This window comes from Dyadobacter subterraneus (assembly GCF_015221875.1).
In the GTDB taxonomy this organism is placed as follows: Bacteria; Bacteroidota; Bacteroidia; order Cytophagales; family Spirosomataceae; genus Dyadobacter; species Dyadobacter subterraneus.
The window spans coordinates 1181253-1197867 of sequence record NZ_JACYGY010000002.1 but is presented as its reverse complement, the minus strand read 5'-3'; the positions used below and the strand labels follow the sequence as shown (position 1 = coordinate 1197867).

Below are 16615 nucleotides of genomic sequence, written 5' to 3'. Positions count from 1 at the left end.
TATTTTTTAATTGTGTGGTTTTTACAACGACTGATTATTGATGTTATGCTTCCTTTTCAGCGGAAATATGATTTCCTGCTTATCACAAAACTTTCATTAATTTTAAGCAAATGTAAATGAATACAAAGTGCTAAGTATCTGATTTTAAATTATGGAGCAAGATATTCGCTGGATACAAAGGTTTCAAAATTTTAACAAAGCGTTTTCAAAACTTGACAATGCGATCACGGTATTTCAAAAAAATGGATTGTCAGAACTTGAAAGAGAAGGTTTAATTCAAAGATTTGAATATACCCATGAACTCGCCTGGAATGTGATGAAAGATTTTTTTGAATTGGAAGGAAATAATACGATCATGGGTTCCCGAAGCGCAACCCGAGAAGCTTTCAAAAAAGGATTGATAATTGATGGAGAGAACTGGATGGACATGATTAATAGTCGAAATTTGACTACTCATACCTACAATGAAGAAGTTGTTGATGAAATAACAAACAAAATAATTGCTTCATACTACCCCGCATTCAAAGAATTTCAAAACAAAATGACACAGTTCCTGGCCTGATATGGAATACGGTTTAAAAGAAAATGTAATTCAGCGTATTCAAGCGGTTTTGGCAAATTTTCCGGAAATCGAAGAAGCTATCCTTTATGGGTCAAGAGCAAAAGGAACTTATAAAAACGGATCTGATATTGATTTAACCTTTAAAGGAAAAAATCTCACGCTTCTGATTGTTGGAAAAGTGGACGAACAATTAGACGATCTGCTTTTACCCTACACCTTTGACTTATCAATTTATCACCAAATAAATAACCCGGATTTTCTTGACCACATCAACCGTGTCGGCCAATTATTTTTCAGTAAAAAAACGGAAACCGACTTTTTTCCCAAACAATGACAAATCTCAATTGTCAGACTTCTTATTCTTATCACTTAATTATCAATTATTCCGTACTTTTGCCGTTCTGAATATAGTGTTATGGTTATCAGCGTTTTGAAATAAATTTCATCCGCTTTAACGAAACATAATTTCTGTTTCAGCATCATTTTAAGTAACGCATGTCGAATACCTTTTTGTAATGGCCAAAAGAAGAAATAGTGAGGAAGGAGACTCAGCATCTCCGTTTGCGGTGAAAAAAATCAGTTGGGAAGGACTCAAAAAAACGTTTGCCCTTTTTCGTTATATACTTCCATATAAATGGATTTTCATAGTCGGGATGGTATTTCTGGTGCTTTCAACTTTTACATCGCTTGCATTTCCAAAACTGGTTGGAGGTATTGTGGAAGTAATTGAAGGAAAATCAAAATACACCATTAACCAGATAACAAGCTTCCTGATCCTGGTTCTAGTTTTCCAATCCATATTTGCATTCCTACGCATATACCTTTTCACCAGAGTTAGTGAAAGAGCCATGGCGGATCTTCGAAGGGATACGTATAGCAAAATCATAACCTTGCCGCTTGAATTTCTTGAACAACGTCGTGTTGGTGAATTGACGAGCCGTGTCACATCGGATGTCTCGCAGCTGGAAGGCGTTTTATCTTTTACAATTGCAGAATTTTTCCGTCAGGTTGCAACGCTTGTTGTTGGTATCGCTATCATTTCCTACACTTCCTGGAAGCTGACTTTATTCATGATGGCGACTTTTCCGATTCTGGTAGTGGCGTCTGCGTTTTTTGGGAGATATATTCGTCGTTTGTCCAAAAAAGCACAGGATGAACTGGCAGCGGCCAACGTAATTGTGGAAGAAACTTTGCAATCAGTTAATGTAGTAAAAGCATTTACAAATGAACATCTGGAAGTTAAGCGGTACGAAAGCGCCTTGGGACGCGTTGTCCAACTTGCACTCAGAGCATCGTCATTCCGCGGTGGCTTTGTCTCGTTTATCATTTTCGCCATTTTCGGTGGAATTGTTGGGGTAATCTGGTTTGGAGCCGGATTGGTACAATCCGGTGAAATGAGTCTTTCTGACTTGTTTACATTCATTCTCTACACAACATTTATAGGCGCTTCCATCGGCGGCATGGGCGACTTATACGCGCAGATCAACAAAACGGTCGGTGCTTCGGAACGTATATTTGAATTATTAAGAGAAACTTCGGAGGTAACGGTCGAAGATTCCGCAGAAGAACCAAAGGCTCACGTTTTGGGAGAAATTGAATACCGCGATGTGCATTTCTCGTATCCTTCAAGAGCTGATCTTCCTGTGTTAAAAGGAATATCATTACATGTTAAGGCGGGAGAAAAAATTGCCCTGGTTGGTTATAGCGGTGCTGGCAAATCGACGATTATCCAGTTATTAATGCGGTTTTATAAACATCAATCAGGACAAATACTGATCGATGGAAAATCGGTAACCGACTATGGAATTTCCGAATTGCGTAAAAACATCGCGATCGTACCGCAGGAAGTAATGCTTTTTGGAGGAACGATTTATGAGAATATTGCTTACGGTCGTCCTTCGGCAACGGCTTCTGAAATTTTTGAAGCTGCCAAAAAAGCTTATGCAACGGAATTCATCGACACGTTTCCTGAGAAATTCGAAACCATTGTTGGAGAGCGTGGTATCAAATTATCAGGCGGTCAGCGTCAACGAATTGCTATTGCACGTGCGATTTTGAAAGATCCAAAAATCCTTATTCTGGATGAAGCAACAAGCTCGCTGGATGCAGAATCGGAAAAACTGGTACAAATTGCGTTGGATGAATTAATGAAAAACCGTACGACGATTGTGATTGCTCACCGGTTGTCTACCATCCGGAAGGTGGATTCTATTTACGTAATCCGTGAAGGTCAGATTGCAGAATCCGGTTCACATCAGGAGTTATCGTTACTGGACAATGGCTTGTATGCAAGTCTGATTAAATTACAGTTTGAAACCGCAGAAAGCCATTAATGGATAATCAAAAGGAAATTACCAATCCACAGACTTTTTTTGAAGCTGAATTTAAAAAAGCAAAATTAGCAGAATCCATTGCGCAGGGGCAGTTCAATATGCTGTCGGTTGGCAGAATAGTGGCCTTTCTAAGCATTTTTGGAACAGCCTGGCTTTGGAATCATTTTAATCAGCCGAGCTGGGGAATTGGTACTGCTATTGCATTGGTTATATTTTTGATACTGATGCGCCTTCAACAAACAGCCAAAACAAAACGTAATTTCCAGAGGAATATCCAGACCATAAATGAAGATGAAATCCAGCGTCTTTCTTTTAAATTTCTGAGAAAAGATACCGGAATTCACTTTCAGGAAAAAAATCATTCGTTCGCTACCGACCTTGATATTTTCGGTGAATATTCTTTATACCGTCTATTAAACCGTACAAGAACTTCGGAAGGCAGCCGCAGATTGGCAAACTGGCTGAAACATCATGCTTCGTTAGAAGAAATTCTGATGAGACAGGAAGCGGTTGAAGAATTTAAAAACAATCCTAAACTCAGACAAATCTGGGAAGCAACGGCACTTTTGCATGAACATGCAGCTCAGCAAGTAGGCGCTTTTCGTGATTGGTCCGCGGAAACTTTACCTGATTCTTTACAATCTTCCCTTCGCTGGCGGTTTTTTCCATTCATAACATTACTGGTTGGCGGACTTGTTTTTGCGGGAATAATTCCCGGCTGGTTATTGGCAATGAGCCTTGTTTGGCATCTGGTCATTCTCAGACGTTATCAGGAAACTCTGCAAGGTATTGTAAATCGTACGACCGCACTTGGTTTCACTCTTTCTGCTTATTCTGATTTATTAGACATTGCTGACGCTGCACCATTCCGGTCTCGCTGGTGGAAACAACGCCAGACTTTAATCCGTGGCGCCGCCCATTCTCTTAGAAAAGCAGGCGTTTTGTTTGAGCGACTGGATTATAGAAATCACCCATTCTTCGCCATTTTTGTCGGTATTACCACAATGTGGGATTTGCACTGTCTGGCTGGTTTGGAAAACTGGAAAAAAGCGAACAAAGACCATTTGCATGATTGGTTGAATGTTCTTGCTGATACAGAAGCAATGAATAGTCTGGCTGGAAATGCCTTTGCTTATCCGGATTCCACCGTTCCACAGGTAACCTGGGAAAAAGGTGTTTATATTGAAACAACCGAAATGGGACATCCGCTTATTCCGAAAGAAAAACGGGTAAGTAATAATTTTGGCATGAATGGATTGGGACAAACGATCCTTGTTACCGGTTCTAATATGTCCGGAAAAAGTACATTTCTGCGTACAATCGGACTAAATCTAGTTCTGGCACAAATAGGCGCCGTAGTATCTGCAAGCAAATTTGCCTGTTCGCCGCTTCGTGTTTTCAGCAGTATGCGTACGCAGGATTCTCTGGAAGAAAGCACATCTTCTTTTTATGCTGAATTAAAACGATTACGTCAGCTTTTAGAACTGGCTGATGAAAAAAATGAATCTCCGGTTTTTTATCTTTTGGATGAAATATTAAAAGGGACAAATTCAGCAGACAGACATAAAGGCGCTGAAGCCCTGATTCGTCAATTGCACGCAAAAAGTTCAGCAGGACTGGTTTCCACCCACGACCTTGAATTAGGTGAATGGGGCGCGAATGAAACTTATGTTCAGAACTTCCATTTCCGTTCCGATGTGGAAAACGGACAGCTTAAATTTGATTATCAATTGCACGATGGAATCTGTAAATCTTTCAACGCATCCGAATTAATGCGGATGATGGGAATTGATATTGACATGCAAAAATCATAAACCAACTACCGTTCATCAAAGGTTTTTGAATGAAATTGCACCTTTTGAGTAACTTTACTGTACGAGTTTACGTTTATTTGTATTAGCAAGAAAAATAAAAGTTTAATCTTTGAAAATAAAGAATCTACCTCGCCTCGCGAAACAGTTTCAATTTTCAATTTCCATTATCAATTTTCAATAATTTCAAAGATCTGAATGGAATACTTAGAGTACCTGATTATGGCCGGACAACTCATACTGGGTTTGTCTATTTTGGTAGGATTGCATGAATGGGGGCATATGTTTGCCGCTAAGACGTTTGGTATGCGTGTTGAAAAATACTTCATCGGTTTTCCTCCGAAAATCTGGAGTATACAAAAAGGAGAAACTGAATACGGAATCGGTGCAATTCCACTGGGTGGATTTGTTAAAATATCAGGTATGATTGACGAATCCATGGATACCGAGGCAATGAATAAAGATCCTCAGCCATGGGAATTCCGCTCAAAACCAGCCTGGCAACGACTTATCGTAATGCTTGGCGGTATTATCGTGAATGTTATCGTAGGTATTTTTATATTTATCGTCCTTGCTTATAAAGACGGTGAAAAGATTTTGTCTAACGCGGAAGTTAACAAATACGGTATTGTAGCCGGCGATCTTGCACAGCAAATCGGACTTCGCACAGGTGACAAAGTTGTAAAAATCAATGGAAAAAGTTTCACTGATTTTAATGATGTTGTGAGCTCTGATGTATTTCTGGGAAGCAACAGTTCTTACACCGTTAATCGTGGCGGACAGGAAGTTGATATTGATATTCCAAATAACTTTATCGAAAAACTTTCAGAGGCTGATCGTGAAGAAAAAAATACTTTTATTATGCCTGCCATGCCCTTTAAAATCAGGGAACTGGTACCAGGAATGCCAGCTGCAAAAGCAGGTATCAAAGCGGGTGATAAAATTGTTTCGATCAACGGCGCTCCGATTCGTTACTATAATGAATTGCAGGAAACACTTCCAAAACTGAAAGGTCAGGAAGCGAAAATCGTTATCGACCGCGCCGGACAACAACAGGATATCAATGTTAAAGTTTCCGCTGACGGAACAATCGGGCTATATCCGGAAAGTCTTTTGGCATTTACAACAATCAAATTTACGGTTGGTCAGGCTATTTCAGAAGGTACAAAAAATGCTTTCAACGTTGTTTTCAATAACATCAAAGGTTTTGGCAAGATTTTCCGCGGTGAAGTTTCTGCTTCAAAAGCATTAAGCGGCCCAATCGGAATTGCCCGTATGTTTGGCGGAGTTTGGGACTGGAACCGTTTCTGGCATCTTACAGGTTTACTTTCCATGGTTTTGGCATTTATGAATGCTTTGCCAATTCCAGCTTTGGATGGTGGCCATGCCGTTATTCTTTCTTATGAAATTATTTCCGGCCGTAAACCTTCTGACGTTTTCCTTGAAAATGCTCAGAAAGTTGGTATGGTATTGCTTTTAGGATTAATGGCTTTTGCCATCTTCAACGACGTTTGGAAAGCAGTTTTCTAAAAAATATTTTCCCTCGACCGGCTTATTTTGTAAATCGGTCGAGGTTATAAATTATCCTCATCTTCTTACAAGTTTGCATTGAAGATCACCCGTCTTACCTTTCTGCTCGTTATCTTTTGGCTATCTAGCTCGTTTGCGCCCAAACATCAATACCATGTCAGCGTAACGCAAATGAAGTATGATAAGCCTGGAAAATCCTTTGAAATAAGTATTCGTATTTTTACGGATGATTTGGAAAAAGGACTTTCGGAAGATAATAACAAACGTATTTTCACCATTAAAAATAATGATCAGAATAATCCGTTTGTAGAGCGTTATGTCCGCAAACATTTTGCCCTGACCAACACACAGAAAAAAGCAGAAATCCAGTATGTCGGCAAGGAAGAAGAAGCTGATGCAACCTGGATCTATCTTGAAATTCCATTTTCCGAAAATCCCGAAGGCTGGAAACTTCAAAATAGCATTTTAATGGAAACGTTTGATGATCAGGTTAACATGATGAATCTGAAACTTCCATCAGGACCAAAAACTTTTTTGTATAAAAAGGGACAATCTGTTCAAACGCTTTAAAAAAGGTGATTATCGATAATTTGCCTGACAACATTTGGTTGGCACGGCAATTTTGTTGTATTTATCCCTTTCATTTGAAAGTCATTATTTATAAATTAGGAAAAGATTATCTGTCATTATGACAGAATGCCTATGAAATTTGAACCTTCTGACCTCTATAGTCGGCTTCTTATGTCCGATTCGGATTTAGATAGCCTTGAAATTGTTCCCCTGGGTGGTCCCGAGGGCTCTGATGAACCTTTTGAAGTACCTAGTGAACTTGCGATTCTGCCAATCAGGCAAACAGTTCTATTTCCCGGAATGGTTATTCCGGTTACCGTAGTACGCCAAAAAGCAATCCGTCTTGTCAAAAAAATATATCGTAATTCGGATATTAACATGCGGATTTTGGGTGCAGTTACGCAGGCCAAACCAAATAAAGAAGATCCTACCGCAGACGACCTGCATAAAATCGGAACCGTTGCACACATACTGAAAATGATCACACTTCCGGATGGAAATGTTACGATTATCGTTCAGGGCCGTCAGCGTTTTGAAATAAAAAAGATATTAAGTGAAGATCCATATCTCACTGCCGAGGTTGAGGCAATAGAAGATTCTTTCGTTGCTCCAACTAAAAAAGAATCGAAAGCACTTTTGCAATCGCTTCGTGATGGTGCGCATAAGATCATGCGTTTGAATCCAGAGATTCCTCAGGAAGCAAGAATTGCATTGGATAATATAGAAAGTCCTGTTTTCCTGATCCATTTTCTTTCTTCAAATATTAATGTTGAAGTGGCTGATAAGCAAAGATTGCTGGAAGAAAGAAACGGGCACAAGCAGGCGACGCTTTTGCTTCAGTATATGATGCGGGAGATTGAAATGCTTGAATTAAAACGTGAAATCCAATCAAAAGCAAGTTCTGATATCGACCAGCAGCAACGTGATTATTACCTGCGTCAGCAAATTAAAGTTTTGCATGATGAACTTGGAATTGATAGTCCGGAGCGCGACATGGATGATATCCGTGCCAAAGCAAGCCAGAAAAAATGGTCGGACACTGTTCGTGCGCATTTTGACAAGGAACTTGCCAAATTACAGCGTATCAACCCAATGGCACCTGAATATCCGGTAACATTAAATTATCTGGAAACGCTGGTTGATCTGCCTTGGGGTGAATATACAAAAGACAATTTTGATCTTGTCCGCGCACAAAAAGTGCTGGATGCAGATCACTTTGGTTTGGAAAAAGTAAAAGAAAGGATCATCGAATATCTTGCAGTTTTAAAACTGAAAGGAAATTTAAAAGCTCCGATTCTTTGTTTGTATGGACCTCCCGGCGTTGGTAAAACTTCCCTTGGTAAATCCATAGCAAAATCTCTGAACCGTGAATACATCCGTATGGCCCTGGGTGGGGTACATGATGAAGCCGAAATTCGTGGTCATCGTAAGACATACATCGGAGCAATGCCAGGGAAAATTGTCCAGAACATCAAAAAGGCTGGTTCTGCAAACCCTGTTTTTATTCTGGATGAGATTGATAAAGTAAGCTCAGATTACCGCGGCGATCCTGCTTCTGCATTGCTCGAAGTTTTGGATCCTGAACAAAATTCTTCTTTCACAGATAATTATCTTGAAGTTGAATACGATCTTTCCCGCGTACTTTTTGTAGCTACTGCCAACGCACTTGATACAATCCACCCGGCACTTCGCGACCGTATGGAAATTATCGAGATGACGGGTTATACAATTGAAGAAAAATTGCAGATCGCTAAACGTTATCTTGTACCAAAACAGCGCAAAGATCACGGTTTGAAAGCAACGGATGTGAAATTTGATGATGCTGCATTGTTGCGCGTTATTGAAGGATATACCCGTGAATCCGGCGTTCGTAACCTGGAACAAAAAGTAGGTACACTGGTACGGAAAATTGCCAAATCTGTGGCGATGGATCAGGAATATCCAAAAACAATAAAAATTGAGCACGTTGAGAAATTCCTGGGTGCTGAGATTTTTGATAAAGATCTGTATCAGGATAATGATTTTGCCGGTGTGGTTACAGGTTTAGCCTGGACTTCGGTTGGCGGAGAAATCCTGTTTATTGAAACCAGTTTAAGTCGTGGAAAAGGTGGCTTGACCTTGTCGGGACAACTGGGTGATGTGATGAAGGAATCAGCGATTACGGCTCTTTCTTACTTGAAAGCACATTCTGATAAACTGGATATTGATTACCGTATTTTCAATCATTACGATCTGCACGTGCATGTTCCTGCGGGAGCAGTTCCGAAAGACGGTCCTTCTGCGGGTATCACGATGGTAACTTCGATGGCTTCGATTTTTACACAACGTAAAATTCGTCCGTTCCTGGCTATGACCGGTGAGATTACTTTACGTGGAAAAGTGCTTCCTGTGGGTGGAATTAAGGAAAAAATCCTTGCAGCAAGAAGAGCCGGTGTGAAAGAAATTATCATGTGCTCAAAAAACCGCAAAGACGTTGAGGAAGTACCAGCGAACTATATCAAAGATTTAACTTTCTACTATGTGGATAAAGTTGATGAAGTGTTAGAGATCGCCTTGCTCCCTGAAAAAGTATCGAACGCTACCACTTTTGTTTTTCCAGACGAAAAGAAAGAAAAAGAAGAAAGCGGATACGTAACATTGACTGTATAAAAGTTACCTGATTCATTTCAGAAATATTCCCGAAAGAGGCGCCCCAATGGTGCCTCTTTTTTTAGGGGTTTAAACACAGAAAAAGCGTCATATTCCTGAACAAGAAATTTACAAAAATGACCGTATCCCAGCTATCTCCCGAGTTATTAAAACAACGTCCTGAATTATATCCCGACTTAGATAAACTATTGGCTTTACCGGAAAAAATAATCCAGTTCGGTACAGGCGTACTTTTACGTGGACTCCCTGATTACTTCGTCAATAAAGCCAATCAGCAAAATATTTTTAATGGCCGGATTGTCGTTGTAAAATCAACTTCACAAGGCAGTGCCGATGCTTTTGAAACGCAGAAAAATATTTTTTCTCACGGTATAAGAGGAATTCAAAATGGAGAACATATTGATGAAACGGTGATTAATACTGCCATCAGCAGAACACTTTCGGCAAGTAATCACTGGGCTGAAATTCTGGAATGTGCGCATAATCCGGAAATACAGATTGTCATTTCCAACACAACAGAAGTCGGTATTCAGTTTGTGGAAGATAATTTGCAGGCTTCTCCCCCAACCTCTTTTCCCGGAAAATTGACTGCTTTTTTATTTGAGCGTTTTAAAGCCTTTCAAGGCACGGCAGAATCCGGAATGGTGATTGTACCTACGGAATTAATTGTTGGAAATGGTACGAAACTGCGTGAGATCGTTTTAAAACAAGCACAGGAACATAATTTGGGTGATGATTTTATAAATTGGCTTGAACAGCATAATCAATTCTGTAATTCACTTGTCGACCGGATCGTTCCCGGAAAACCTGATGCGGAAACAGTTGCCGAATTATCAGAAAAATCAGGTTATAAAGATGATCTATTAATCGTTTCAGAAGTTTACAGTTTGTGGGCAATTGAAGGTGATGCACATGTAAAATCTGTTCTGAGCTTTGCACAAGCTGATAACGGCGTTGTCATCGAACCGAATATTGATCTTTTCAGGGAATTAAAACTACGTTTGCTTAATGGAACGCATACATTGGCTTCCGGTTTGTGTTTTTTACATGGATTAAACACAGTTCGCGAAAGCATGGAAAATCCTGAAACATCCGAATTTATAGCTGGTGTTATGCTGAAAGAATTAGCTCCGGCAATTCCATACGAAGTGGATCCGGGGCGTGCTCAGGAATTCGGAAATCAGGTTCTGGATCGTTTCAGAAATCCTTTTATCCGTCACCAGCTGATTGATATTACTGTTCAGTATACAGCAAAAATGAAGATGCGTAATATCCCTACACTGCTGAATCACTATCAAAAATCCAGTGAAGTTCCGGTACTTTTTGCCAAAGGATTTGCTGCTTTTTTACTGTTTATGAAATCTACGCAATTCCTGGAAGGTATTTATTCGGGTGAACGAAACGGTGAACTGTATCCGATCCGCTGCGATTCAGCCGCCTATTTTGCAGAAAAGTGGGACGCCGCTGAAACACTTTCCGAATTGGTTCAGAAAGTGTTAAGTGACGAATCTTTATGGGGTGCTAATTTGACTTCCCTACCTGGTTTTTCAAACGCGGTAACGGAAAACCTGGAATTGCTTTCGAAGAAAGAAACGATAATTAATTAACATTTACTAGAATGTAAAAAACCACTTGTTGATAATTAGCAAGTGGTTTTTTTGTTGCAATAAGCTTCAAATTATTTGGTAGCACGCGTTTCGTATGATTGATTTTTTATCAATTTCAAATGATTTAGTTCAGGAACTACAATAAAACAATCTTTTGGAATAACACCTCTGGAAATCCAGTTATGTACTCTAGCTATTGCCAAATGATTATTCTTGGCATAATCTGATGTCGTAATCCATTTATTAATTCTCAAAGCCTCCTCCACTTTTCAATCCTCAAAAACAAATCTTCGGAATCCACATCGCTCGAACTAAAATAAACATCTCCCTCCATAGTATTAAGCAACAAAATTTGCTTTTCCCTTTTATTAACAAAAAGCTTAATTGTCTTCCTGTCTTTCGTTTTGAAATAACCCTTCCTGAAATCGCCTGCCGCAAAACCATTTGACTTCATTGTAATTTTCGGTAACTCATCAACTATTTTGACATCCAGAATTTTATCACGACTGATTTTCTCGCCATACATTCCTGTTATTTTCAGATTATTTTCTTCCAGCAATATCTCATTATTCTTAAACCCGTTGAAAAAAAGATAGCCAACACCACAAGTTGTCAGAAATAAAATTCCTACCGTAACTTTGGTCCAAATTCTACGGTTTTTAATATCAGGAAAATATCTATTCCCTTTTAATACAAAATAACAATAAGCCAATAGCGGATACGTTCCCAAAATGATAGCAGCAAAATTCGCGTTAAACGTGCCTACAATCATCACAAGGGCAAAAACAGAAATCCCCAGATGAAGATGAAATTGTTTGAAAAATCGCAAATATCCATCCATATCAACTAGCGACCGCTGCTGTTCCGACATCATATTATAGCCCGAAAGAATATATCTGGCATTATTTTTCGTCACCAGAAATCCCATGGAAACAAAAACTACGGAAAGGAGTATTGCAGGAATTATCATGATCTCATTATTTCAAAACTGTTTTTTTGATCCAATCAGAAATCTCAATTAATGCAACCGGAGAAAATGTTTGTTCAATTTTATCATATTCAGTCGGAGAACCAGTTGTGCTTTCCTGAAAAAGATGATTCAGATTTGGTAACAATTTCGTGGTAACGTTTTTATTTCCACCTTTTTCAAGAGCCATTTTTATCGTTTCCAGATCCTCTTTTGGAGGTACCTGAAGATCCTTCTCTCCATTAAAAGCCAAAACCGGGCATTTCACCTTTTCCAAAGCCGGCACAGGATCATAACTTACAAAAAATTTAAACCAAGGCGTCGCAATCCTGTTAACTGCTTGGGAAACATATGCCGTTTTTTGTTCTGCTGGTGGCTGATTTGCGGCAGGAATTTGATTTAATGCATCGTCGAAAATGACAGTCAATTCTTTTTTAATTTCATTCAGATCCGTTTTCTCTTTTAGAATTCCATATATTTTTTTGTTAGTCTGATCTGCCTGGTTGAGTTCATCATCACTTAAACCATTCGCCTTCCCAATCAAACGTGATTGTTTTATCAAAATATCTTCTCCTGTAAGTCCTGGCCCGGCAAGCAAAACAATAAAAGCAACATCTTTTGAATCAACTGCCACCATAGGAGCGATCAAACCGCCTTCACTATGCCCGATCAAGCCGATTTTCTTATTATTAATTTCTTTTCTTGTCTTTAAATAAGCAATAGCAGATTCCACATCGGAAGCAAAATCTTTGGTTGTACCCAATGCAAAATCTCCTGTCGATTGCGCAGTTCCACGGTCATCATATCTTAAAACAGCAATGCCGTTTTTAGTAAGATAATCGGACAAGACCAGGAAAGGTTTATGACCTGCTAATTCTTCATCGCGATTTTGCGGTCCGCTTCCGGAAATCAGAATTACCGCCGGGTAATTCCCTTCCTTCTTTGGTAATGTCAGTGTACCGGCCAGCGTGATCTTATCCTTTTCATTCAGAAACTTGACATCTTCCGAATAATATGGATAAGGCTTGACAGGATCCTGAGGCCTTACAATCGCAACTTTTTCGATGACTTTCCGGGAAAGATCCAGTGGAAATGCCTGACCATTTTGCTTGAAAATACCTTTAAAATTATTTTCAGCATCCAGTGCTCCACTATATTCTGCATTCAGGCTCGTCATTGTCAATTTTAAAATTGGATGACTGTAATCAACAGTATTCACCGGAATTCCATTCGCCCCCTGGTCAGGACTATCAAGCGTTGCACTGAATCCGGTTGGCGTCTTTGTGAAGTTCACGACCAATCTCAACTGAGCGCCAGGTAATTTTAAAATTCCATTCCATTGTCCCGAGATATCCTGGGCGAAAACCGTAAAAGATATGAGTATTAGGAATGCGGATAGTAATGTGTTTTTCATTATGATATATTTGTGAAGTGGTAAATCTTTCTGGCTTTTGATAGCATAAGCAATTACGTTTAAAGAAAAGAGAAAGTAAACAAGAATGTGATAATTGGAATCAAATAACCATCATGGAGCAAAACACACAACTGGAATTAGCGGCTCAATTCGTTCATAACACCAATAAAAACATCTTTTTAACCGGAAAAGCAGGAACGGGAAAAACTACTTTTTTGCATAATCTTAAAAAAACGCTTCACAAAAGAATGGCAATTGTGGCACCTACGGGAGTAGCTGCCATTAATGCCGGCGGCGTAACGATACATTCTTTTTTCCAGTTACCATTTGGCCCGTATATTCCGGAAAGCAATCCGAATGAGCAACGTTACAGCCGGTTTAACAAGGAAAAAATAAACCTGATCAAAAGTCTGGATCTGCTTGTGATTGATGAAATCAGTATGGTGCGGGCAGATATGCTGGATGGAATTGATGAAGTTTTAAGAAAATACAAAGACCGGAATAAACCATTTGGTGGTACGCAATTGCTCATGATCGGCGACTTGCACCAGCTTTCTCCTGTCATTAAGGATGAAGAATGGAATATGCTGAAACCGTATTACGATACCGTTTTCTTTTTCAGCAGTAACGCACTCCGACAAACGGACCCGGTTAGGATTGAGTTAAAACATATTTACCGCCAATCGGATACTTTTTTTATTGATCTGTTGAATAAAATTCGTGAAAATCAGCTGGACAAAATCAGTCTGGCAGCTTTAAACGAACGTTATATTCCCAATTTCAAACCGGCGGAAGACGAAGGTTATATCACTTTAACAACGCATAATAATACCGCGCAGGAAATAAACAGTGAAAAACTGGAAGAGCTCAAAGGCAAAACCAAACATTTTGAAGCGCAAATCCACGACGATTTCCCACAATTTGCTTATCCGACAGAGCAAAGTCTGGCTTTGAAAATTGGTTCGCAGGTTATGTTTGTCAAAAATGATTCTTCGCGTGACAAGCTTTATTATAACGGCAAAATCGGTACGGTAACACGTTTCGATAACGATACGATTTTTGTAAAATGTAAAGGTGATTATACTGAAATTGATGTCCATCCCGCTGAATGGAAAAATATCAAATACGCTTTAAATCCGCAGACAAAGGAAATTGACGAGCAGGTAATTGGCAGTTTTGTCCAGTATCCTTTAAAACTTGCCTGGGCGATTACCATTCACAAAAGTCAGGGTTTGACGTTCGAAAAAGCGATTATCGACGCAAATAATTCATTTGCACACGGACAGGTTTATGTAGCGCTCAGCCGTTGTAAAAGTTTTGAAGGTATGGTTTTGCGCACACCGATTTCTCAAAACAGCGTAAAAACCGACGGAACGGTAGCGGCTTATACCAAAGATGCCAGTGCAAATGAACCGGACAGCGATCAGCTTACAAATTCGAAAATGAATTTTCAGCGCTCGCTACTTCTCGAATTATTTGATTTCAGTGAAATGAAATATGCCTTTTCTAGACTGAACAGGGTTATTGCGGAGCATGAAAATGTCATCAATAATTCGGTCAAGATCACTTTAAAATTGATTCAGGCCACGGCAGATCAGGATATTTTTATTGTTTCGGATAAGTTTAAAAATCAGCTGAATCAGTTTTTTACAGAAGCTGGTTTACCGGAAGAAAATGAAAATCTGAGTGCCCGGGTTCAAAAAGGCTGTGTTTATTTTTATGATAAAATCGAGCAATCCATTTATCCGGAAAGTCGCGCGCTTGAAATCGATGTTGATAATATCGCTGTAAAAAAAGTAGTGGAACAAGCTCTGGAAAACTTTCAGCGGGCTGTATTTATAAAGAGGACAGTGATGGAAGCATGTAAAGAGGCTTTCAATGTCGCGGCTTATCTGAGGGCTAAGTCCAATGCTGATATAGATTTTAAGGTTAGTATAAAAACTGTAACACCTGTTACCAAAGCCGCCGCAGCACTTAAAAATATTCCAAACGCGGAGTTATATAAAACCATTCGCGACTGGCGGAATAATCTGGCGACAGAAAAAGATGTTCCTGTTTATATCATTCTGCCGCAAAAAGCATTGGAAGAATTGGTATCGAAATTACCAACAACACTTGCTGAATTGGAATCTGTTAAAGGAATTGGAAAAACGAAGGTCAAGCAATTTGGCAAGGAGCTGGTAACCATGATTGTTACTTATTGTGAAGACAATCAGATTGAAAAAAATACCAACCAGCTTTCGCTCACAAAAGAAAAAACGGATACGAAAAAAGTAAGTTTTGATCTTTTTAATTCAGGAAAAACGGTTGAAGAAATCGCAGAGGAAAGAGGTTTGGGCGTAACTATAATTGAAACGCATCTGGCACATTACATCGGCACCGGCGAACTGGACATTTTCGATATTTTCCCAAAAGAGAAGATCAATAAAGTGATTGACTACTTCATGGAAAACAAACAGGTCACTTTGAATGAAGCAAAAGCAGCGTTAAGTGATGATGTGACATATACAGAATTACGGGCGGCTTTGAAGCATTTGGAGTTCTTGGGAGTGTAAAATAATTCGTCATGATTATTCCATTTAATCTTCCCGGCATTCCGGTTTTTTCATATAAAGAGCTACTCGAATTAAGTTTGGCCAATCCGGATTTAATTATTGAACGAGATAATAACGGCCAGCTTTTTTTAAAATGATTTCAGTTTCGGTATTAACTAGTGCCAATAAAAGTGAATTAATTGGTCAAATCGGGATATGGAATAGAAAAACCAATTCGGGTAAAATATTTGGATCAGGTTGTGGCTATTTTCTAGCTGATACTTCCATGCACATTCCTGACGTTGCCTGGATTAGAATAGATCGCTGGAATGCATTGTCTATGTCTGAAAAGAAATCTTTTCCGCATTTAACACCGGATTTCACTATCGAATTAAAATCGGAAACAGACAGCCTTAAAGATCTTCACATTAAAATGTTGAAATGGATAGAAAACGGTGTGAGACTTGCATGGCTTGTTTCGACAGAAGAGCAGCTATCGTATTTACAAACCTGGTGAAGAGGTAAAAACTTGTTTATTTGATGAATTGATTTTTGGGGAAGATATTTTGGTAGATTTTTCTGTTCGGTTGAGTAAAATTTTGGAGTACTAAGTCAATAATGATTTTCAACAATTTTAT

General features: G+C 39.2%; 12 protein-coding genes. 10 read left to right on the top strand and 2 right to left on the bottom strand.

The window, feature by feature from the left end; genetic code table 11:
* Positions 1-151: 151 nt before the first annotated feature.
* From IEE83_RS30525 to IEE83_RS30490, 8 genes are all read left to right on the top strand, one after another.
* Positions 152-562 (top strand): nucleotidyltransferase substrate binding protein, encoded by a 411-nt coding sequence (locus tag IEE83_RS30525; protein WP_228102146.1) that lies wholly within the window; start codon positions 152-154, stop codon positions 560-562.
* 1 nt (position 563) lies between these two features.
* Positions 564-896 carry a nucleotidyltransferase domain-containing protein gene (locus IEE83_RS30520; RefSeq protein ID WP_194124494.1) on the top strand — a complete coding sequence of 111 codons (333 nt, stop codon included), beginning with the start codon at positions 564-566 and terminating at the stop codon, positions 894-896.
* 181 nt (positions 897-1077) lie between these two features.
* Positions 1078-2895, top strand: a complete 1818-nt coding sequence (locus IEE83_RS30515) for an ABC transporter ATP-binding protein (RefSeq protein WP_194124493.1) — start codon at positions 1078-1080, stop codon at positions 2893-2895.
* The gene (locus IEE83_RS30510; protein WP_194124492.1) at positions 2895-4709 is read left to right on the top strand and encodes a MutS family DNA mismatch repair protein; all 1815 of its coding nucleotides are present in this window, start codon (positions 2895-2897) and stop codon (positions 4707-4709) included. Before IEE83_RS30515 ends, IEE83_RS30510 begins: the two co-directional genes overlap by 1 nt.
* 195 nt (positions 4710-4904) lie before the next feature.
* The gene (gene rseP / locus IEE83_RS30505; RefSeq protein WP_228102145.1) at positions 4905-6236 is read left to right on the top strand and encodes an RIP metalloprotease RseP; all 1332 of its coding nucleotides are present in this window, start codon (positions 4905-4907) and stop codon (positions 6234-6236) included.
* A 171-nt stretch (positions 6237-6407) separates the two neighbouring features.
* Positions 6408-6806 carry a DUF6702 family protein gene (locus tag IEE83_RS30500; protein WP_194124490.1) on the top strand — a complete coding sequence of 133 codons (399 nt, stop codon included), beginning with the start codon at positions 6408-6410 and terminating at the stop codon, positions 6804-6806.
* 171 nt (positions 6807-6977) lie between these two features.
* Entirely contained in the window at positions 6978-9455 is a 2478-nt protein-coding gene (gene lon / locus IEE83_RS30495; RefSeq protein ID WP_194124489.1) for an endopeptidase La, read from the top strand.
* 116 nt (positions 9456-9571) lie between these two features.
* The gene (locus IEE83_RS30490; protein WP_194124488.1) at positions 9572-11062 is read left to right on the top strand and encodes a tagaturonate reductase; all 1491 of its coding nucleotides are present in this window, start codon (positions 9572-9574) and stop codon (positions 11060-11062) included.
* Between the two features lie 250 nt (positions 11063-11312).
* Here the strand turns inward: IEE83_RS30490 and IEE83_RS30485 are convergent, their stop codons facing one another.
* Together IEE83_RS30485 and IEE83_RS30480 are read right to left on the bottom strand one after the other, a co-directional pair.
* On the bottom strand, positions 11313-12032 hold the full coding sequence (locus IEE83_RS30485; protein ID WP_194124487.1) for a DUF3784 domain-containing protein: 720 nt from the start codon (positions 12030-12032) through the stop codon (positions 11313-11315).
* A gap of 7 nt (positions 12033-12039) precedes the next feature.
* Positions 12040-13443 (bottom strand): alpha/beta hydrolase family protein, encoded by a 1404-nt coding sequence (locus IEE83_RS30480; RefSeq protein WP_194124486.1) that lies wholly within the window; start codon positions 13441-13443, stop codon positions 12040-12042.
* Between the two features lie 113 nt (positions 13444-13556).
* Between IEE83_RS30480 and IEE83_RS30475 the strand changes: the two genes are divergently transcribed.
* Together IEE83_RS30475 and IEE83_RS33105 are read left to right on the top strand one after the other, a co-directional pair.
* Positions 13557-15998, top strand: a complete 2442-nt coding sequence (locus IEE83_RS30475) for a helix-turn-helix domain-containing protein (RefSeq protein WP_194124485.1) — start codon at positions 13557-13559, stop codon at positions 15996-15998.
* A gap of 133 nt (positions 15999-16131) precedes the next feature.
* Positions 16132-16494, top strand: coding sequence for a Uma2 family endonuclease (locus tag IEE83_RS33105; RefSeq protein ID WP_228102144.1), 363 nt, complete (start codon positions 16132-16134; stop codon positions 16492-16494).
* Positions 16495-16615 lie beyond the last annotated feature (121 nt).